Raw genomic sequence first — 20,401 nt, 5'->3', positions numbered from 1 at the left:
GTCGGCGTCATGGCCGGCCACGGTCGGTTGCCGGCCATGGTCGATTGTCAGCCACGAAGGAATATGAGCGGCCGTTCGGTCCTTACCCCATAGGGGTGAGACCGCTACGGGGAGGTAGACTTAAGCAGTGTCTGGCCGGACGCATGCCCGCGCATGCCCTGAGCGATCGTGTGTGGGATGCCGGGAGCGAGCGGCCAAGGGCGATTTGCTGCGCATCGTGATGATCGATGGTGAGTGCACCCCCGATCCTCGCGGTACGCTGCCCGGCCGGGGTGCCTACGTGCACCCCACACTGGTCTGTCTCGACCTGGCGGTGCGCCGCCGGGCGTTCCCCAGGGCCTTCAGAGGACCGGGACCGCTCGACACCGCGGCCTTGCGCCAGTACGTCGAGCAGACGACACCGTAAGACAGCACGTCGCACGGAAAACCGTGCGGTCAGGTACCTCGCGAGTCGGAAGTAGGTCGAGATTGCGATGAGCACTCGATGAGTACGCGATGAGTACGCCCATGAAGTAGCGACGGTCCGGTGGACACCCGGACCTAGAAGGAGCGAAGTGGCTAAGGTCCGGGTATACGAACTCGCCAAGGAGTTCGGAGTTGAGAGCAAGGTCGTCATGGCCAAGCTCCAAGAACTTGGTGAATTCGTCCGTTCGGCGTCCTCGACGATCGAGGCGCCGGTTGTTCGCAAGCTGACCGACGCTTTCCAGGCAGGCAACGGCAACGGCCGTGCCGCCGGCAAGCCCCAGGCGCGCAAGAGCACGCCTGCCAAGCCGTCCGCGCCCTCCCCGGCGCAGGCTGGGGGTACCTCCCGCGCAGCGGGGGAACGTCCTGCTGCCCCGAAGCCGGGCGCTCCCAAGCCGGGCCCCGCGGTTCCGGCGGCCCCCGAGGCCCCGAAGGCCCCCGAGGCCCCCGAGGCGCCGAAGAGCAGCAGCACCCCCTCCGCGGCGCCCGCTCCGGGCCCGCGCCCCGCACCCGGCCCGAAGCCCGGCCCCAAGCCCGCTCCGGCCGCGCCCGCGCAGCCCGAGTTCCAGGCTCCGCCGGCCGCTCCGGCCGCGCCCAAGCCCGGCGCCACCCCCGGCCCCCGTCCGGGCGGCCGTCCCGGCCAGGACCGGCAGGACCGTGGCCAGGACCGTGGCCAGGGCCGCGGCGACCGTGGCCCGCGTCCCGGCGGTGACCGCCAGGGTGCGCCGCGTCCCGGTGGCAACCGCCCCCAGGGCCCGCGTCCGGGCAACAACCCCTTCACCTCCGGCGGCTCCACGGGCATGGCCCGTCCGCAGGCCCCCCGTCCCGGCGGCGCGCCGCGCCCCGGCGGCCAGGGCGGCCCCGGTGGCCCGCGTCCGCAGGGCGCCGGCCAGGGCGGTCCCCGTCCCCAGGCGCCGGGTGGTAACCGTCCGACGCCGGGCAGCATGCCCCGTCCGCAGGGCGGCGGCGCCGGCCAGGGCGGTCCCCGTCCCGGCGGCGGCGCGCGTCCGAACCCGGGCATGATGCCGCAGCGTCCGGCGGCCGGCCCGCGTCCGGGCCCCGGCGGCCGTGGTCCCGGCGGCGGTGGCCGTCCGGGTGGCGGCGGCGGTCGTCCCGGCGGTGGCGGCGGCTTCGCCGGCCGTCCCGGTGGTGGCGGCGGCGGTCGTCCGGGTGGCGGCGGCGGTTTCGCCGGTCGTCCCGGTGGCGGCGGTCCCGGTGGCGGCTTCGGCGGCCGTCCGGGCTTCGGCGGTCGTCCGGGTGGTCCCGGTGGCCGTGGCGGCACGCAGGGCGCCTTCGGCCGTCCCGGCGGTCCGGCGCGTCGTGGCCGTAAGTCGAAGCGGCAGAGGCGCCAGGAGTACGAGGCCATGCAGGCCCCGTCGGTGGGCGGCGTCATGCTGCCGCGCGGCAACGGTGCGACGGTTCGCCTGTCGCGCGGTGCCTCGCTGACCGACTTCGCCGAGAAGATCAACGCCAACCCGGCGTCGCTCGTCCAGGTCATGCTGAACCTGGGTGAGATGGTCACCGCGACGCAGTCCGTCTCCGACGAGACGCTCACGCTCCTCGGCGAGGAGATGAACTACGTCGTCGAGATCGTCAGCCCGGAGGAGGAGGACCGCGAGCTGCTCGAGTCCTTCGACATCGAGTTCGGCGAGAACGAGGGCGGCGAGGAGATGCTCGTCGCGCGTCCGCCGGTGGTGACCGTCATGGGTCACGTCGACCACGGTAAGACGCGACTGCTGGACGCGATCCGCAAGACGAACGTCATCGCGGGCGAGGCCGGCGGCATCACGCAGCACATCGGTGCGTACCAGGTCGCGACCGAGGTCAACGACGAAGAGCGTCGCATCACCTTCATCGACACCCCGGGTCACGAGGCGTTCACCGCCATGCGTGCCCGTGGTGCGAAGTCGACCGACATCGCGATCCTCGTGGTGGCGGCCAACGACGGCGTCATGCCGCAGACGATCGAGGCGCTGAACCACGCCAAGGCGGCCGACGTGCCGATCGTCGTCGCGGTCAACAAGATCGACGTCGAGGGTGCCGACCCGACCAAGGTGCGCGGTCAGCTGACCGAGTACGGCCTGGTGGCCGAGGAGTACGGCGGCGACACCATGTTCGTCGACATCTCCGCGCGCCAGGGCCTGCACATCGAGGAACTGCTGGAGGCCGTGGTCCTCACCGCGGACGCCTCGCTCGACCTGCGGGCCAACGCCGAGCAGGACGCGCAGGGTATTGCGATCGAGGCCCACCTCGACCGCGGCCGCGGCGCCGTGGCCACCGTGCTGGTCCAGCGCGGCACGCTGCGGGTCGGCGAGACGATGGTCGTCGGCGACGCCTACGGCCGGGTCCGCGCCATGCTCGACGACAAGGGCAACAACATCCAGGAAGCGGGTCCCTCGACCCCCGTCCTGGTGCTGGGTCTGACCAACGTGCCGGGCGCCGGCGACAACTTCCTGGTTGTCGACGAGGACCGGACCGCGCGTCAGATCGCCGAGAAGCGCGCGGCGCGCGAGCGCAACGCCGCCTTCGCCAAGCGCACCCGTCGCGTGTCCCTGGAGGACCTGGACAAGGTGCTCAAGGCCGGCGAGGTCCAGCAGCTCAACCTCATCATCAAGGGCGACGCGTCCGGTTCGGTCGAAGCCCTGGAGTCCTCGCTGCTCCAGCTCGACGTGGGGGAGGAGGTCGACATCCGCGTGCTGCACCGCGGCGTGGGTGCGGTCACCGAGTCCGACATCAACCTGGCGTCCGGCTCCGACGCGATCGTCATCGGCTTCAACGTCCGCGCCGAAGGCCGCGCGACGCAGATGGCCGAGCGCGAGGGCGTCGACGTCCGGTACTACTCGGTCATCTACCAGGCGATCGAGGAGATCGAGGCGGCCCTGAAGGGCATGCTGAAGCCGGAGTACGAGGAGGTCGAGCTCGGCACGGCGGAGATCCGCGAGGTCTTCAAGTCGTCCAAGCTGGGCAACATCGCGGGTGTTCTCATCCGGTCCGGCGAGGTCAAGCGCAACACCAAGGCGCGCCTGGTCCGCGACGGCAAGGTCATCGCGGAGAACCTCAACATCGAGGGTCTGCGCCGCTTCAAGGACGACGTCACCGAGATCCGCGAAGGCTTCGAGGGCGGTATCAACCTCGGCAACTTCAACGACATCAAGATCGACGACGTCATCGCGACGTACGAGATGCGCGAGAAGCCGCGCGTCTGATCACGCGAGCACTGCCCGCACGCGGTCCGGCCGCCAGTACGGCGGCCGGGCGGCGAGCGGGACCGGGGCCGGTCGGCGGAGGAAATCCGTCGATCGGCTCCGGCCGTTCCGTGTACGGTTCCAGTGACCGGACGCCCCCAGCTACCGCTGGGGGGACCCCCAACGCCCCCCGGGTGGCTCAACCCGAACCGCATGTACGTAGGGACGCTGTCCTTCGACCTCCTCCTCGGCGACGTACGGTCGCTGAAGGAGAAGCGCTCCGTCGTCCGCCCGATCGTCGCCGAGCTGCACCGCAAGTACGCGGTCAGCGCGGCGGAGGTCGGCGACCAGGACCTCTACCGCAGGGCCACGATCGGCCTGGCGGCGGTCTCCGGGGACGCGGGGCATCTCACAGACGTACTGGACCGCTGCGAGCGACTGGTCGCCGCGCGTCCCGAAGTGGAGCTGCTGTCGGTACGGCGGCAGTTCCACGGCGACCACGACGACTGACGCGGCGGCCGGCCGGGTATCCGGCCGGCTGTGCGGGCCGTCGGCGCCGCAAGCACCATGGTGGAAAGAAACCAGAAGGAGAAGACCAGTGGCCGACAATGCGCGGGCGAAGAGGCTGGCGGACCTCATCCGGGAGGTGGTCGCCCAGAAGCTGCAGCGCGGTGTCAAGGACCCGCGGCTCGGTTCCCACGTGACCATCACGGACACCCGGGTCACCGGCGACCTGCGGGAGGCGACGGTCTTCTACACGGTCTACGGCGACGACGAGGACCGGGCCAGCGCCGCCGCCGGACTGGAGAGCGCCAAGGGCATCCTGCGCTCCGAGGTCGGGCGTGCGGCGGGCACCAAGTTCACGCCGACGCTGACGTTCGTGGCGGACGCCCTCCCCGAGAACGCCAGGACCATCGAGGACCTGCTGGACAAGGCGCGGGCCTCCGACGCCAAGGTCCGGGAGGCGTCCTCGGGCGCCGACTACGCCGGTGAGGCCGACCCGTACCGCAAGCCGGGCGAGGACGACGACGAGGACACCGCCGCCGAATGAAGCAGAAGGTCAACGTGCCGGACGGACTTGTCATCGTCGACAAGCCGGCCGGCTTCACCTCGCACGACGTCGTGGCGAAGATGCGCGGCATGGCCCGTACCCGCCGGATCGGGCACGCGGGCACGCTGGACCCGATGGCGACCGGTGTGCTCGTCCTGGGTGTCGAGCGCGCCACGAAGCTGCTCGGCCACCTCGCGCTGACGGAGAAGGAGTACGTCGGCACGGTCCGGCTGGGCCAGTCCACCGTCACGGACGACGCCGAGGGCGAGATCACGGAGTCCGCGGGCGCCAAGGAGCTCGGCAGGGACGCCGTCCAGGAGCAGATCGACGCGCTGAGCGGCGACATCATGCAGGTGCCGTCCAAGGTCAGCGCGATCAAGATCGACGGCAAGCGGTCCTACGCCCGGGTGCGCGGCGGCGAGGACGTGGAGATACCGGCCCGCCCGGTGACCGTCTCCTCGTTCGTGCTGCACTCCGTGCACGAGACCGAGGCGGAGGACGGCACCCCCGTCACCGACCTGCTGGTCTCCGTCGAGTGCTCCTCGGGCACCTACATCCGCGCCCTCGCCCGCGACATCGGCGCCGGCCTCGGTACCGGCGGGCACCTCACGGCGCTGCGCCGCACCCGCGTCGGCCCGTACAAGCTCGACAAGGCCCGCACGCTGGAGCAGCTCCAGGCGGCCGTGGACGAGCCCGAGGGCGCCGGGCTGCCGATCATGCCGATCGGCGAGGCGGCGGCCGCGGCGTTCCCGCGCTGGGACGTCACCGTGCAGCAGGCCAAGCTGCTCGGCAACGGCGCGCGCATCCCGATGCCGGTCTTCGACACGGAAGGCCCGGTCGCGGCGTTCTCGCCGGACGGGACGTTCCTCGCCCTGCTGGAGAACAAGGGCGGCAAGGCGAAGAGCCTGGCGGTCTTCGTCTGACAGCCGGACGCCGGACGCACGACGTGTCCCGTGGGCCCACGCGGCCCACGGGACATCTCTCTTTCCGGGCGCGGCTGCGGAGTGCGGCCGGCCTGCTGTCTTTCCGGGTGCGGCCGGTCCGCTTCCTTTCCGAGTGCGGCTGGTCCGTGCGGCTGGTCCGTTCGAGTGCCCCTCCCGCCGTATCCCTCGCGCGCCGCTCTTTCATCCCTTCGGCCGGGCGCTCGGAGCGAACCGCGGGCGTGGAGAGGGGCGCTTTCGCCGTGCGCCCTGTCCAGGACGATCACCGGCTGCCTACGGTCGAAATGACCCGGTACGCGGTGGCGGGGTCGACCGGCGACAGCGGGAGGTACGGCGATGGTGGTGCAGGCGGCCGACGCGGCGGAAGCGCTGGTGCGCATCCGCGACCTGGCGGGGCGGCCGCGTGGCACGGGCTTTGTCGCCGCCCCCGACGGCACGGTGCTGACCAGCCACGAAGCCGTCGACGGCCTGGCCCGCCTGGTCCTGTACGGGGCGGGCGGCCGGAGCTGCACCGTAGGCGCCGACGCCGTCGTCCCACTCCCGGAGACCGGCCTCGCCCTCGTCCGCACCGCCGGCCTCGGCGTCCCGCCGCTGCCGGTCGCCGCCGGCCGTCCCCGGCCGGGCGCGGACGTACGGCTGTACGCGGGCCGGCACACGGAGGGGGAGCGCGGGGAGCGGTACGGCGCGGCCGACGAACTGCCGGGCCGCATCGTGGGAACCACCGCCGTCACGTACACGGCGACCGACCGCCACCACCGCCTCGCGGAGGCGGTCGAGCTGGCGGTGCGCGGCCCGGGCGGCGAAGCGCTGCGGCTGGGCGGGGCGGCCGCGGGCGGACCGGTGACCGACGCCGGGACCGGCGCCGTGCTGGCGGTGATCGGCACCGCACTGCACCGCGGCGCGCGTACGGGCGCCGGGACCGGGACCGGGACCGGGACCGGCCTGCGTACGGGGGCGGAGAGTGGCCCGCATACGGGCTCCGCGATTGGCCGACCCGCAGGTGGCGGGACCGGTCCGGACGGTTTCGCGATCCCGCTGCATGCCGCGGCCGAGGCGTTCCCGAGGGGCCCGCTCGCCGGGCTGCTGGCCCGCAACGCCGCCACGGTCCCCGCGTACGGCCCCGACCTCAACCTCGCGGGCGCGCTGACCCTCACCACGACCGCCATGGGCACGGCAGGCGGCCCCGGCCCCTGGCGCGATCCGGTCGAACGCCCCGACGTGGCGGAGGAGTTCACGGCCTTCGGCGTGCACGAGGCGGGCGGCACCCCGGCAGAGGGCGGTGGGCCCACAGGCGGTGGTGGGCCGACGGGCGGTGGCCGGCTGGCAGGCGGTGGTGGCGGGCCGGGGCCGGCGGCACGGGTTCTGGCCCTGGTCGGCGATCCCGGCACCGGGCGCAGTACGGAACTGGCGGCGCTCGCCGTCCACCGCGCGCGGGCCGCCGCTCCCGCCCCGACCGTCCGGCTGCGCGGCGCCGACCTGCGGGCCACGGACCGCGGGCTGCGGGACGCGGTGGGGCGGGCGCTGCGGTCGGCGGGGCGCGTGCTCAGCGCCTCGGGAACGGCCCCGGGCGATCCCGCAACGGCGACGCCCGACGAGGTGGCCGGGCTCGCGCGGGCGGCCGGACGCGCCCTCCTCGTCCTGCTGGACGGCCCCGAGGAACTGCCGCCCGGCCTCGCCCACCGGCTCGCGGACTGGACCCGCGACACGGCCGAGTGGCTGCACGGCACCGGGGCCCAGCTGATCGTCGCCTGCCGCCCCGAGTTCTGGGAGACGGCCGGGACCCTCTTCCCCGCCGCCGTCCTGCACCGGCCGCGCCACCCGGCGGTGACCGCGCCCGGCGCACCGGCCGGGGCGCTGCCGCCCTGCGTACGCCTGGGCGACCTGCCGCCGCGCCAGGCCGCCCGGGCCCGGGCCCGGTACGGTCTGCCGGCCGGCGCGCTGACCGCCGCCGACGCCGGGCATCCGCTGGCCCTGCGACTGCTGGCCGAGGTACGGACGTCCGTCGTGGCGGCCGGCGGTGACGCGAAGGCGCTGGGCACGCCCCACCGCCACGAGATCTTCGGCGCCTCCCTGGACCTGCTCTGCCTGCGCGTGGCGGAACGACTGGCGCATGCGGCGCCGGCGGAGGAGCGGACGGGGCCTGCGGGGAACCGGGCGGCCTCGGCGGAGGGCCGGGGCGCCTCGGCAGGGGAGCGGGCGACGCCGGGAGAGGTGCGCCGAGCGGCCGCGCGGGTCGCCGGGCGCGCCCACGAGGCGGCCCGCCGCTGTCTCGGCCTCGGCCAGGGGGAACTGGACCGGGCGTCGTTCGACGAGCTCTTCCCCTGGCGCACGGGCTGGGCGTCCGCCGTGCTCGCCGAGGGGCTGCTGGTGCCCGCGGGAGCCGGCTACCGCTTCCCGCACGAGGAGTTCGCCGACTGGCTCCAGGGCGCACACGTCTACGTGGACGACACGCTGGACGCCCTCGTGCACCGGCCGGCACGCGGCCACGCCGCGCGGCTGCCCGTCACCGCCGCGCCCGGGGCCGGAGCGGCACCGGCGGAACCGGGCACGCCCGTCGTACCGCGGCACCGCATCGGCCCGGTGGTCGAGGCCCTGCTGCTCCTCGGCCGCCGGGCCGGCCCCGAAGCGCTGGGGCGTCGCCTGGAGGGGCTGGTGGCGGTGGTCACGGGCGTGAGCGCGGGGCCCGGCGCGCGGGCCGGTGCTCCGGCCGGGGTGACGGGTGCGGGAACGGTGAGTACCGGGGTGGCGAGTGCCGGAGCAGCGGGCGCCGGAGCAGCGGGCGCCGGAGCGGCGAGCGACGCCCGGTGGTGGGCGGAGCATCTGCTCGGCGAGGTCCTGCTGCGGCTGCCCGACGCGGTTCCGTACGCGCGGGTGCTGCATCTGCTCGCGGCCCGCGTGACGGACCGCTCGGCGCTGGCGGGCGGCTTCGACCGGACGGGCCTGGACGCGTTCGGCCCCTGGTTCTGGGAACGGCTGCCACTCGACCCGGCAACCCGCCTCGACCTCGTCCGCCGCCTCCTCCCGGCGGACGGCCCGCCATCCGAGTCGGCGGCGGCCAGTACCAGTAGGGGAACGGGTACCGAGTCTCCCGTGTCGTCGGCGGCGGACGGTGGGGGAGCGGGCACCGCGTCTCCCGAGCCGGCGGCCGGCCGCGGGGGACCGGACACTGCGGCGTCGGCGCCCGCGCCCACCCTGCTCTCGGCTCCCCCCACCCAGGCGGTCTCCGACCGTCACATCACCCCCACGGCGCCCGGCGAATCCGGTGTACGTGCCACCTCCGCAGGGCCGGACGAGCCCGGTGTACGCGCCGCCTCTGCGGGGCCCGGCGAATCCGGCGTACGCACCGCCTCCGCTGTCCCGGGCGGGCCCGGCGTACGCGCCACCCCCAGGGCGCCCGTCGAGCCCGGCGTGCGCGGTGCCGCCACGGAGCCGGGTGCACAGCCCGGCGCACCGGCCGTCCCCCGCCCGCCCCGCTTTCTCGGGCTCGCGGCGGCGCTGCTGTGCGCCGATCCCCGGCGGGCGCAGCCGCTGCTGTGCCGCTGGTTCGACGACGAGCGTCCGCTGCAGCGCGGGCGGAGCGCCGTACGGGCCGGGGCCGGCGAAGCCCACGGGCCCGGTGGCGTCCCGCCGCAGGAGCCGACCGTCGCCGCTGCCGCCCAGGCGCTGCTGCACACCCATCGCCGCCGCGCGACCGACGCCCTCACGGAGGCGCTTGCCGCCGCCGCGCACCCGCGCGCCGACGAACTCCTCACCGCCCTCGCCGAGGACGAACCCGCCGCCCTCTGCCGCGCCGTGGACCGCTGGTCCCGCGACGACCGGCCCGCGCGCCGGGCGGCCGCCGCCACGTACGCGCTCGCCGTGACCGGGCACGCCGCCGCCGAGGCGGACCGCGAACTGCTGCGCCGGGCAGCCTGCACGCTGCTCGACCGGCCGGGCGACCCGGGCATGCACGGGCGCGCGCTGGCCCTGCTCGTGGCCGACCGGGCCACCCGTTCCCGGTACCTGGACCGGGCGCTGGCCCGCTTCACGGCGGGCGATCCCGGGCTGCCGCCCGCCGCCTTCGCCGCCGCCCTGACCAGCCACCCCGAACCGGTACTCGCCGCCTTCCAGACCCGCCTGCGCCGCTCGCCCACGACCGGCGGCGCGGAGGCCGACGACGCCGACGCCGCCGCCGAGGCCGTGCTGCGCACCCTCGCCGGCGTCTCGACCCCCGCACTCGCCCGGCGGGCCGCCGCCCTCGTGGACGAGTACGCCATCCGCTTCCCGTGGACGGCGGCCCGTCCCGTCGCGGACTTCGTGGCCGGCCGCCTGGAGGCGGGACCCGGCGCCCGTACGGTGCTGCGGCCGCTCGCCGTACGGCTGCTGACGGCGCACGCCGCGCCCGTACGGTGCGCGCTCGTGCCCGTACTGGCCGGTGCGGGCAGCACCGCCTCCCGCCCGCTCCGCCAGGAGTTGCTGGACGTCCTGCTGGAGCGCGAGCACAACGGTGCCGGCCGCGGCGGGTGCCCGGCCGCCGCGCCCGACCCCACCGTGCTGGACGCGCTGCTGTGCGCGGCCGCGCAGGGCGCCGCGCACCGCCCCGAAGCACGGACCCGGGACCTCGTGCACCGCACCGGCATGCTGCACGCGCGGACGACCGAGGGCGCGGCCCGCTTCGACCGGCGCCTGGTCGAGCTGGGCCGCCTGCTGCCGGAGTTCGCCGCGATGGTGCGGACGTGGCTGGCCGAAGCGCCCGCGGAGTGGGCCGCCGTCGTGGGCCCCAGCGCCCGCGCCATGCTCGGCCCCCGCCACCCGGCGGACCTGCCGCCGCCGCTCTCACCGCCGTCCGCCGCGCCGTTCCCGCCACCGCCCCGGGCACCGTCGCCGTCGCCGTTCCTGCCACCGTCCCCGTCCCCGGTATCGGCACCGGCATCAGGGCCGGGACCGGCAGCGGCACCGGCACCGAACTCGGCGGCCTCCTCCGCGCGGCCCCCCAAGGGCTGCCTCACGCGCTCCGCGGCGCACGGCGCCCTTCGTACGCCTGTCCAGGGCGCCCCGCATCCGGCCTGAGCTCCCGTCCGACATCCGCCCCCACACCCGGCCCCGCCTGCGCGCATCGGCCGCTCCCCGCGCGACCACCCGAGGTGAGCCCACCCTTCGCGCGAACCACACCCCCCGGCATGGCAGTCTTAGACCTGCGCAATGCCGTATCGGTGTAGTGAACAGACAAGAGTTCGGGCAAGGAGCGGGCACAGTGCAGCGCTGGCGTGGCTTGGAGGACATCCCCGAGGGCTGGGGGCGCAGCGTCGTCACCATCGGCTCCTACGATGGCGTACACCGCGGGCACCAGCTGATCCTGGGCAAGGCCGTGGCGCGCGCCCAGGAGCTGGGCGTACCGGCCGTGGTGGTCACCTTCGACCCGCACCCCAGCGAGGTGGTCCGGCCCGGCACCCACCCGCCGCTGCTCGCCCCGCACCACCGGCGCGCCGAGCTGATGGCCGAACTGGGCGTGGACGCCGTGCTGATCCTCCCCTTCACGAAGGAGTTCTCGAAGCTGGCTCCCGCCGACTTCGTGGTGAAGGTGCTGGTCGACAAGTTGCACGCCAAGCTCGTCGTGGAAGGCCCCAACTTCCGCTTCGGTCACAAGGCCGCGGGCAACGTCGACACCCTGGCCGAGCTCGGCCGCACCTACGACTACGACGTGGAGGTCATCGACCTCTTCGAGCGCGGCGAGGCGGGCGGCGGCGAGCCGTTCTCCTCCACGCTCACCCGCCGGCTGGTCGCGGCCGGCGACATGGCCGGCGCCGCCGAGGTGCTGGGCCGTCCGCACCGCGTCGAGGGCGTCGTCGTACGCGGTGCGCAGCGCGGCCGCGAACTGGGTTTCCCGACCGCCAACGTCGAGACCCTGCCGCACACCGCCATCCCCGCCGACGGCGTGTACGCGGGCCATCTCCACGTCGAGGGCGAGGCGATGCCCGCCGCGATCTCGGTCGGCACCAACCCGCAGTTCGATGGCAAGATCCGCACCGTCGAGGCGTACGCCATCGACCGCGTCGGGCTCGACCTGTACGGCCTGCACGTCGCCGTGGACTTCGTCGCGTACATCCGCGGCCAGGAGAAGTTCGACACCCTCGACGCGCTGCTGGAGCGGATGGCCCTGGACGTCAAACAGGCCCGCGCACTGGTGAGCCAGGACCCGCCCACGGCCCCCTGACCACACCTCGAAACCCCGCACACATACGAGTGAACCCCCTTGCCCAGCAAGGGGGTTCACTCATTTCGCAGCGCCGCGCGCCGTGACTACTGCGACTGCGACTGCAACTGCTACCGCTACTGCTGCGGGGGCTGCTGCCACGCGGGCTGCGGCCCGGGCTGCCCCGGCTGCCCCTGCGGAGCGGACTGCGGGGGCTGCCCCTGCTGGGGCGCCTGCTGGGGGTAGCCGTAGCCGTACGGCCCGCCGGACTGCGGGTTCTGCGGCGGCTGTTGCTGCGGCGGGTACTGCTGCGGAGGCTGCTGCTGCCACCCCGGCTGCGGCCCGGGCTGCCCCGGCTGACCGGGGTACTGACCCGGCTGTCCCGGCTGACCGGGGTACTGGCCGGGCTGCCCCGGCTGTCCCGGCTGACCGGGGTACTGGCCGGGCTGCCCCGGCTGTCCCGGCTGACCGGGGTGGTGGCCCGGCTGGCCCGGGGCCGCCTGGCCCGGTCCCTGCTGGTAACCGCCGGGCATCGGCGGCGCGGCGTTCGGCGGCTGGGTGCCGCCCTGCTGCTGGGTCCACAGCCCCTGTGCCTGCTGCGCCCGCGAGAAGTCCTCGGCGACCATCGCCGAGAGGTTGAAGTACGCCTCACGGGTCCGCGGCCGCATCATGTCGAGGTCGACCTCGGCACCCGCCGAAAGGTGCTCGTCGAACGGCACGACGACCACGCCGCGGCAGCGCGTCTCGAAGTGCGACACGATGTCCTCGACCTTGATCATCTTGCCGGTCTCGCGCACCCCGGAGATGACCGTGATGCTGCGCGAGACGAGGTCGGCGTAGCCGTGCGCCGAGAGCCAGTCCAGCGTCGTACTGGCGCTGCTCGCACCGTCCACCGACGGCGTGGAGATGATGATGAGCTGGTCGGCGAGGTCCAGCACCCCGCGCATCGCGCTGTAGAGCAGGCCCGTACCGGAGTCCGTCAGGATGATCGGGTACTGCTGGCCCAGGATGTCGATGACGCGGCGGTAGTCCTCGTCGTTGAAGGTCGTCGAGACGGCCGGGTCGACGTCGTTGGCCAGGATCTCCAGTCCGGACGGCGCCTGGGACGTGAACCGCCGGATGTCCATGTAGTTGTTGAGGTACGGGATCGCGGTCACCAGGTCGCGAATGGTCGCCCCGGTCTCCCGTCGCACGCGGCGCCCGAGGGTGCCGGCGTCCGGGTTCGCGTCGATCGCGATGACCTTGTCCTGCCGCTCGGTCGCCAGCGTGGCACCGAGCGCGGTGGTGGTCGTGGTCTTGCCCACGCCGCCCTTGAGGCTGATCACCGCGATGCGGTAGCAGGAGAGCACCGGCGTACGGATCAGCTCCAGCTTGCGCGCCCGCTCGGCCTCCTCCTTCTTGCCGCCGATCTTGAACCGCGAGTTGCCGGGCTGGTTGGCACCGGGCTTCCGCGCCTTCTGCTTGCCCTTGATCAGCCGTTCCGAGGACAGCTCCACGGCAGCGGTGTACCCGAGCGGCGCCCCGGCCGGGCCGTGACCGCCCTGCCCCGGGCCCTGGCCCTGCTGCTGTCCCTGGCCCGGCCCCTGGCCCTGGGCCGGCCAGCCACCGGCCCGCGGGTCGCCACCCTGCTGAGGGGCCCCCTGAGCACCGGGGTAACCCTGCGGCCCCGCCTGCTGCCCGTGCGGCGGCTGACCGGGCACACCGGCCTGACCGGGACCGCCGGGCTGACCGGGACCACCGGGCTGGCCGTACGGGTTGGGTCGAGCATTCGGCTGCGCTCCGGGCGGGCCCTGCTGAGCGTTGGGCTGACCGGGCTGACCGGGCTGACCGGGCTGGCCCTGCGCGGGCGGCTGCGGATATCCGTAACCGGACTGCTGCGGGTATCCGTACCCCGACTGCGGCCCGGGAGCACCGGGCACGGCACCGGGCTGTCCACCCGGCTGGCCGTGCGGCTGCGCGCCGGGCTGCCCCGGCTGAGCGGCGCTCGGCTGCCCGGGCTGGCCCTGCCCAGGCTGCGGGCCCGGCTGCGCGCCCGGACCGGCGGTACCGGGGGCAGCCTGCCCGCCCTGTCCCTGCCCCGGCATGGACTCCTGCCCCGGGGCCGGGTAGCCGTAACCACCCTGAGCGTTCGGCTGCCCCGGAGCCGGGTAACCGTAGCCCCCCTGCTGGGCCGGCTGCCCGGGCTGAGCCTGCGCCGGGTAGCCGTAACCACCCTGCTGCGCGGCCTGGTTCGGGAGGGGTGCCTGGTTCGGAACGGCGGCCTGAGGCGGTACGCCCGGCGCCCCGGGACCCGACGCGGGCTGGGCCCCGGGCCCTGCCTGCTGCCCCGGCACGGCCCCGGTCGCCGGCGGGAAGCCGTACCCACCCTGGGCCGCACCCGGCGCCCCGGCCGACCCCTGCCCCTGGTCCTGGCCCTGGTCCTGGCCCTGCGAGGGCCACGCACCGGCCGACGGCGTACCGGACGACGGCGCACCGGGCCCCGTGGGCGTGTTCTGTGCCTGCGGGCTCTGTGCCTGCGGGTCGGCGGGCTGGAACTCCGGCGGAAGCGGCGGCAACGAAGCCGCGGGCCCCTGCGGCGGGCCCGGCGACCACGCCCCGGCCGACGGCGCACCGTGCGGCGGCGTCGGAGGCGCGGCGTCCGCGCTCAACGGCTCGGGCTGCCCGACAACCGGCTCCGAGCCCCCCTCACGACCACCGGCACCGGCACCAGCGGCACCGTCACCCCACTCGCCCCCGGCAGCACTCTCGGCCGAGGTCTCCTTCGCCCCGCCCTGCTCCCGGTCCTGCGAGCCGCTACCGTCGCTCGCCGCAGCGAAGCCCTCCGCCCCGGCCGTACTGGTAGCCGCCCCGTCGCCCGGACCCCCGCCCGAACTCGCGGCCTCATCGCTGCCCGCGCCACGGCCCCCCGACTCGCTCGTCGGCGCCGGCGCCGGAGCCGACTCGGGCATCGACGGCGTCACCACCGGAGGGAACAGCGGCTCACCCAGCGGCGGCGGAGGCGGCGGCACCGCACCGGCACCGGCCCCACTCCCTGCACCGGCACCGGTCCCCGCACCGGCACTGGTCCCCGCACCGGTCCCGGCCCCGGCGCCCGCCCCCGAATCCGAGTTCTGCGTGTACCAAGCAGGCGGGGTGTAGTCGATGGTGAACTCACCCGTCATTTCGGGATCCGCGTCGGACTGATCCTCGCCGGGGGTGATGCCGCCCGTGCGGATCTCGTCCCGATCGCTGCTCACTACGCCTCCTGCTGTGGTCTGGTACCTCTGAATCCCGCGACGCGACACCTTTCCTGCGCATCGCCGACACGCCTGCGCCGCATCGCCGGATCCCCCTGACACGCCGGGCGTTCCCGTGGGGTCCCCTGTCGCTTGGACCCAAGCCTAAACGCCACCGCCGACAGCCCGGCAGGCCCGTCTTTGCCCGATACCTGTCTGTTGCCTCAGATTACGCACGTCCCCCGCACGCCATAACCGCGAAGAAAACAACGAGCCGCCCCCCGAAAAAACACCGCCCCTAATCCCTCACGAAATACCCCACTTATCCCGAGTCTCACAATCCCCTCGAACGCCGCACATCACGCGCGACCCACCCACATCCACCCCGAAGCACGCCCCCTCGGACCACACCCGGCCCACCGGCGGAAGCCAGCCCTGGGCCCGGCCCCCACATACTGCCGGGCCTGCTCGTCGCCGCACCACAGAATGATCCCGTCGCCGGTCGTCGACCAGGCGGATACATCCGTCCGCCACAGCCGGCTCCACCTTGTTCGTTCAACCCCATCTTGTTCGCTCAGCCCCCACCTTGTTCGTTCCCGCAAGGGGGTCGCTGCTGCCTTGGGGGCCGACGGTCACTGAACTCCTGGAAGGCTTCGACCTGTTGGTCTCTTCCTGTCCGTGCATCGCCGTAGGGGACGAGTGCATGGTGCTGCAGGGAACTGCATAGACTCCTGTGGCTGTCGGGGCGTCCGGCTGCCGTATGCCTGCCGGGCACGTGTGGGAGAGGGTATGAATCCGTTGCGCCAGGACGACCCGCGGAAACTGGGTCCGTACCACGCCGTCGCCAGGATGGATCCGGCGGACCGGGCAGCCGAGGTACCCGTCCAGCGGTTCATCGCCCGGGACGGCCAAGGCCGGACGGTGGTGCTCTGTCTGCCCCACACGCAGTTCTCCAATGATCTGTCGTACGGCGTTCGTTTCCGCGCCGAGGCCGAGAACTCGCGCAGGCTGACCGGGCCCGGTACTGCCGCCGTGGTGGACATCGCCCCGCCGGGCGGCCCGGGCACGGCGACCCCGCCCTGGTACGCGATCCCTTTCGAGGCGGCCCTGTCGCTGCCCGGCGCGGTCGCCGCGGTCGGCGGCCCGTTGCCGGAGGCGACCGTCCGCGCGGTGGGGGCCGTCCTCGCCGAGACGCTGGCCACCGCGCACGCCAACGGCCTGGTACACGCAGGCATATCGGCGGAGAACGCGCTGCTCACGCCCGAGGGACCGGAGCTGACCGGCTACGGCCTGGTACGTGCTGCCGCCGTGGACGGTGTGGCGCGCACGGCCCTGCCCGGTATTCCCGTCAGCAGCCTGCCGCCCGAGCAGCTGTCCGGAGGCCGGCCGCGCCCGCTCGGCGACGTGTTCGCCCTGGGCTCCGCCCTGGCGTACGCGGCCCTGGGGCGCGACCCCTACGGCGCGGGGACCGCCGAGGAGATCGCCGAGCGCGTCGCGAAGGGGCTCCACGATCTGGACGGGGCGCCGGATGAGCTGCGCCCGGTCCTCGCGTCGTGCCTGGCACCGGACCCGGCCGACCGCCCGCAGATGAACGCCCTGCTGGACCGCCTGCTCTCCGGGGTGACAACCCGCGGTCCGGGCACGGCAGGTGTGCCGATGCCCGCGCTCGACGCTTCCGGCGCCGGCGCGGCACCCGCCACAGCACTCGATGCGGGTGCGGGCCGGTCCGCCGGGGCTCTCGTGCCGGGCTGGCTCCCGGGCCGCGTTGTCGCAGCGATGTCCCAGCTGGCAGCGGACGTCCTGTCGGCGGAGACGGCGGCCGGCGTGCCCGCCCCGTCGACGGCGCCGCTCGGTCACGACCGCGGCATGGCGGGCGGCCCGCCCGGTGATGCCGGACAGGACACGACACGCCCCGGCGGGCCCGGCGGACAGCCGTCCGCTCCCGCGCCGGCAGCCTCCAGGCGGACACTGCTGACCGGCGTGCTGGCAGGAGCCGCCGGACTCGCCCTTGGGGCGGGCGGCACGATCGGCTGGCAGGCAGCCGCCGGTGGCGGGGCTGCCTCCCGTAAGAAGACGGATCCGCTGGCCGCGGCCGGCCGGGCGCGCATCGAGGGCGTCGCGCCTTCCCCTGTGTGGCGCTACGACATCGAGGGGGCCGCGCCGTCCCGCAACCCGGTGATCTGGCGCGAAGAGGTCGTCGTCGTACCGTGCGACGAAGCCACCGTCGGCCTCGACCTGCGGACGGGAAGGAAGCTCTGGGAGCGGAGCGAACTCTGGCCTGCCGATGACCTCCAGCTGATGCCCGGCGGGCTCGTGCTCGTCCCGTCCCTCAACCTCTCCGCGGTCGAGCCGCGCACCGGCCGGGTGCGCTGGCGTGAGAAGAAGTACGAGGACTTCTCGCTGGCGGCCGCCGAGGGCAGCACGCTCTGGTTCACCACTCCGGGCGACACCTCCACCGACCTCGTCGCTTACGACATGACCGAGCGCCGGGAGGACTGGCGCGTGCCGTTGCCCGAGAAGTTCGCAGGCGTCACGAATTTTGGCGGAGGGTTCGACATCCGCCCCGACAGTCTTCTGCTGTCGCAGGAGGGGGAGATCGGGGCGGCGAACCCTCCGGTGGATTTCCTTTCCCTGCGCCGCCGCGACGGCAGCCGGCAGTGGGAGAAGAAGTTCAAGGGCGTGAACAGCGGCATGAACTTCGCCGTCACCTCCGGAGGACGTCTGCTCTCCGCCACCCGCGAAACGCTTCGCTCCCTCGACATCGACACGGGGAAGGTGAAGTGGACATACGCGCCATCCGGCGGCGACGGCGTCGGCATCGCGCACGATCACGGCCGCACGGTCTACACCAGTGACTCCGCCGTCGTCTGCGCACTCGACGCCGACACGGGAAAGCGCAAGTGGCGGTCGGCGCCGGAGAGCATGGCCGCCGGCTCGCCGGTCATGACGGGGCTCGGCATCAGCCCCTCGGGACGCTCCGTGTTCCTCAACAACGAGGCGACGGTGGATGTGCTGGATGCCCGGAGCGGCAAGCTGCTGTGGCGTTTCGCCGATGTCATGGAAGGCGACCGAGGGATGTCCGGAGACGGACGGCAGATCATCACGGGCAAGGGCTGCATGCTCCTCCGCAACCGCGCCTCCCTCTACCTCCTGCCCCTGGACTGATCCGCCATGGCCTCTCCTCTCGCGCACGACGATCCCGCGCGCATCGGCGCGTACGAACTCATCGCCAGGCTCGGCAGCGGTGGCATGGGGACTGTCTACCTCGGCCGCTCCGCCGGCGGCCGGGTCGTCGCACTGAAGACCGTGCATGCCGAGTTCGCCGGCCAGCCCGAATTCCGTACGCGGTTCCAGCTGGAGGCGGACACCGCGCGGATCGTCGGCGGACGGTACGGCGCCACGGTGGTCGACGCCGACCCGTGGGCCGAAGTCCCCTGGCTGGCAACCGAGTACGTCATCGGCCCGCCCCTGGAGGACGCGGTGGCACTCAGCGGCCCGCTGCCGGAGCGTTCCGTGCGGGCCCTGGGCGCGGCGCTGTGCCAGGCGCTCGCTCAGCTGCACCGTTCCGACGTCGTCCACCGCGACCTCAAGCCCTCCAACGTCCTGCTCACCGCGGCGGGTCCCAAGCTGATCGACTTCGGTATCGCCCGCGCGATGGGCGACGACCGGCTGACGCACACCGGTGCCGCCGTGGGCACTCCCGCCTTCATGTCCCCCGAGCAGGCCACCGGACAGGAACACACGGCTGCGGGCGATGTGTTCGCGCTCGCCGGCGTCCTGCTCTTCGCCGCCACCGGTCACGGCCCGTTCGGTGGCGGCACGCACGCCGATCTGCTCTACCGAGTGCGGTACTCCGAGCCCGACCTCGACGGCCTCCCCGAACCCCTGCGGCCGGTACTGGACCGCTGCTTCGCCAAGGAAGCGGCGTACCGGCCCGGAGTGACGGAACTGGCGGATCTCCTGCACGACGGCGGTGGTGAGTTCGCGGATCACCTGCCGGATTCGGTACTGGCCGACATCGCCCGGCGCTCCACGGCGATCTGGCGCATCCAGCCCCAGCGGCTGCCCGACCCGTCGTATGCGGTGACTTCTCCCGCGTACCGGACGATGTCCCGCCCCTCGCGCCGGACGATGCTGTCGATGGCGGGCGGCGGTGTGCTCGCACTGGGCGCGGCAGGCGGCGGCTGGGCCTGGCTGAACCGCTCCGGCTCGTCCGGCGGGTCCGCGGCGGATGCCGAGGGCTCCACCCGGTCTCCGGGAGAGCCGCCGCGGATGGCGTGGGACCACCGCCCGGGGGAGGAGCAGAACGTACCCCTGGCGGCTGCGGGGTCCCTCGTCGCGGTGATGAGCGGCAACGGGCTGACGGCTCTGGACGCGAAGAGCGGAAAGGAACGCTGGACCAACCCCGACCTCGGGAGCACTTACAACCAGCAGCTCATCGGCGACGGCAAGAGGCTGTACGTCCTGTCGGAGGCCGAGGACTCCTCGTTCGGTATCGCGTCGGTGAACCTCACCACCGGGAATGTCGGTACACCCGTCGCCACCTTCCCCGGCATGGGAATCGGTGACACCAAGTTCCTTGCGTGTCACGGGCGCACGCTCTACTTCCTGACGCGCGACGGCCTGGAAACGAAAAAGGAGAATCACTGGTTCGTCATCGGTCTCGACCTCGCCACGGGCCGGAAGCGCTGGCAGCGAGCGGTGGCCGGTCCGGATACCTGGGGACTCGGCGACGACGCGCTCGGCTCGGCCACCGGGACCCACGTCGTGCTCACCTTCCCGGCCAGAGCGACCGCACGGGACGCACGGACCGGAAAACAGCTGTGGAGCGGTGCGCTCCCGGCACCGCGCACCACATCGGAGTGCGTCGAACCGGGCCTGCCGGCGCTCTCCGAACGGTTCGCGGTGTTCGGCTCCGGCGAACTGGTGGCGCTGCGGCTGTCCGACGGAAAGGTCGCCTGGCGTTTCGGAGCAGGACGCACGCCGGGCAAGGACGTCGAGAAGGACGACCGCTACTACGGGGACCCGACGATCCACGACGGCGTGGTGTACGTGTGCGAGATGGGCAGGCAACTGATCGCCGTCGATCTCGACACGGGCAAGCTGCTGTGGGAGGAGAAGGGCGGGGCGCCCCCGACCTACGCGGTGCGGCCCGTCGTCGGTAAGAAGTACCTCTACACCGCGCCCGAAATGGACAATGTCTGGGCCCATGCGGTGGACCGGCGGACCCACACCGCCGCCTGGAGCTTCCAGGGGCCGAACGGTGACGGCTTCTTCATCTCCGACTTCCTCAGCCACGGAGGACGGCTGATCTCCCACCGCGGCGGCGTCGTCTGCGCGATCCCGTTGGAATGACGCGCCGCGGCCCCGCCCAC

The 20,401-nt window shown here is 73.9% G+C and carries 10 protein-coding genes and 1 pseudogene; 9 read left to right on the top strand and 2 right to left on the bottom strand.

The window, feature by feature from the left end:
* Positions 1-127 precede the first annotated feature (127 nt).
* The 7 genes from ACZ6WH_RS38535 to ACZ6WH_RS38505 all read left to right on the top strand — a co-directional run bounded on the left by ACZ6WH_RS38535 (position 128) and on the right by ACZ6WH_RS38505 (position 11,832).
* Positions 128-406, top strand: a complete 279-nt coding sequence (locus ACZ6WH_RS38535; protein ID WP_361556449.1) for a YlxR family protein — start codon at positions 128-130, stop codon at positions 404-406.
* Between the two features lie 148 nt (positions 407-554).
* Positions 555-3,668, top strand: coding sequence for a translation initiation factor IF-2 (gene infB, locus ACZ6WH_RS38530; RefSeq protein WP_469734772.1), 3,114 nt, complete (start codon positions 555-557; stop codon positions 3,666-3,668).
* A 192-nt stretch (positions 3,669-3,860) separates the two neighbouring features.
* Positions 3,861-4,157 (top strand): DUF503 domain-containing protein, encoded by a 297-nt coding sequence (locus tag ACZ6WH_RS38525; RefSeq protein WP_469734770.1) that lies wholly within the window; start codon positions 3,861-3,863, stop codon positions 4,155-4,157.
* A gap of 88 nt (positions 4,158-4,245) precedes the next feature.
* Positions 4,246-4,698, top strand: a complete 453-nt coding sequence (rbfA, locus tag ACZ6WH_RS38520) for a 30S ribosome-binding factor RbfA (protein WP_052869301.1) — start codon at positions 4,246-4,248, stop codon at positions 4,696-4,698.
* Entirely contained in the window at positions 4,695-5,621 is a 927-nt protein-coding gene (gene truB, locus ACZ6WH_RS38515) for a tRNA pseudouridine(55) synthase TruB (RefSeq protein ID WP_469734768.1), read from the top strand. Before rbfA ends, truB begins: the two co-directional genes overlap by 4 nt.
* Positions 5,622-5,975: 354 nt before the next feature.
* Complete coding sequence (locus tag ACZ6WH_RS38510) at positions 5,976-10,688, top strand: hypothetical protein (RefSeq protein WP_469734766.1); 4,713 nt, start codon at positions 5,976-5,978, stop codon at positions 10,686-10,688.
* Positions 10,689-10,872: 184 nt separating this feature from the next.
* Complete coding sequence (locus ACZ6WH_RS38505; RefSeq protein ID WP_469734764.1) at positions 10,873-11,832, top strand: bifunctional riboflavin kinase/FAD synthetase; 960 nt, start codon at positions 10,873-10,875, stop codon at positions 11,830-11,832.
* Between the two features lie 116 nt (positions 11,833-11,948).
* Here ACZ6WH_RS38505 and ACZ6WH_RS38500 read toward each other — a convergent pair whose 3' ends face one another.
* Together ACZ6WH_RS38500 and ACZ6WH_RS38495 are read right to left on the bottom strand one after the other, a co-directional pair.
* Positions 11,949-13,895 carry a MinD/ParA family ATP-binding protein gene (locus tag ACZ6WH_RS38500; RefSeq protein ID WP_469734784.1) on the bottom strand — a complete coding sequence of 649 codons (1,947 nt, stop codon included), beginning with the start codon at positions 13,893-13,895 and terminating at the stop codon, positions 11,949-11,951.
* A gap of 1,029 nt (positions 13,896-14,924) precedes the next feature.
* A pseudogene (locus ACZ6WH_RS38495) lies at positions 14,925-15,047 on the bottom strand (SCO5717 family growth-regulating ATPase); the annotation flags it as partial.
* A gap of 768 nt (positions 15,048-15,815) precedes the next feature.
* On the opposite strand from ACZ6WH_RS38495, the gene ACZ6WH_RS38490 reads away from it, so the two are divergent.
* A complete protein-coding gene (locus tag ACZ6WH_RS38490; protein WP_469734762.1) occupies positions 15,816-18,191 on the top strand; it encodes an outer membrane protein assembly factor BamB family protein in 2,376 nt (791 codons plus the stop codon).
* Between the two features lie 6 nt (positions 18,192-18,197).
* The gene (locus ACZ6WH_RS38485) at positions 18,198-20,381 is read left to right on the top strand and encodes a protein kinase domain-containing protein (RefSeq protein ID WP_469734760.1); all 2,184 of its coding nucleotides are present in this window, start codon (positions 18,198-18,200) and stop codon (positions 20,379-20,381) included.
* Positions 20,382-20,401: the final 20 nt, after the last annotated feature.

It is taken from the genome of Streptomyces sp. NPDC050806 (assembly GCF_055586425.1).
Note: the sequence above shows the minus strand (reverse complement) of the source record. Positions and strands in the feature narration are given on the sequence as shown.

Bases quoted from the DNA above. Each gene is read 5' to 3' on its own strand.
- ACZ6WH_RS38500 (WP_469734784.1), bottom strand. From the start codon at position 13,895: ATGCCGGGGCAGGGACAGGGCGGGCAGGCTGCCCCCGGTACCGCCGGT.
- truB (WP_469734768.1), top strand. From the start codon at position 4,695: ATGAAGCAGAAGGTCAACGTGCCGGACGGACTTGTCATCGTCGACAAG.
- ACZ6WH_RS38510 (WP_469734766.1), top strand. From the start codon at position 5,976: ATGGTGGTGCAGGCGGCCGACGCGGCGGAAGCGCTGGTGCGCATCCGC.
- ACZ6WH_RS38525 (WP_469734770.1), top strand. From the start codon at position 3,861: ATGTACGTAGGGACGCTGTCCTTCGACCTCCTCCTCGGCGACGTACGG.
- ACZ6WH_RS38485 (WP_469734760.1), top strand. From the start codon at position 18,198: ATGGCCTCTCCTCTCGCGCACGACGATCCCGCGCGCATCGGCGCGTAC.
- ACZ6WH_RS38490 (WP_469734762.1), top strand. From the start codon at position 15,816: ATGAATCCGTTGCGCCAGGACGACCCGCGGAAACTGGGTCCGTACCAC.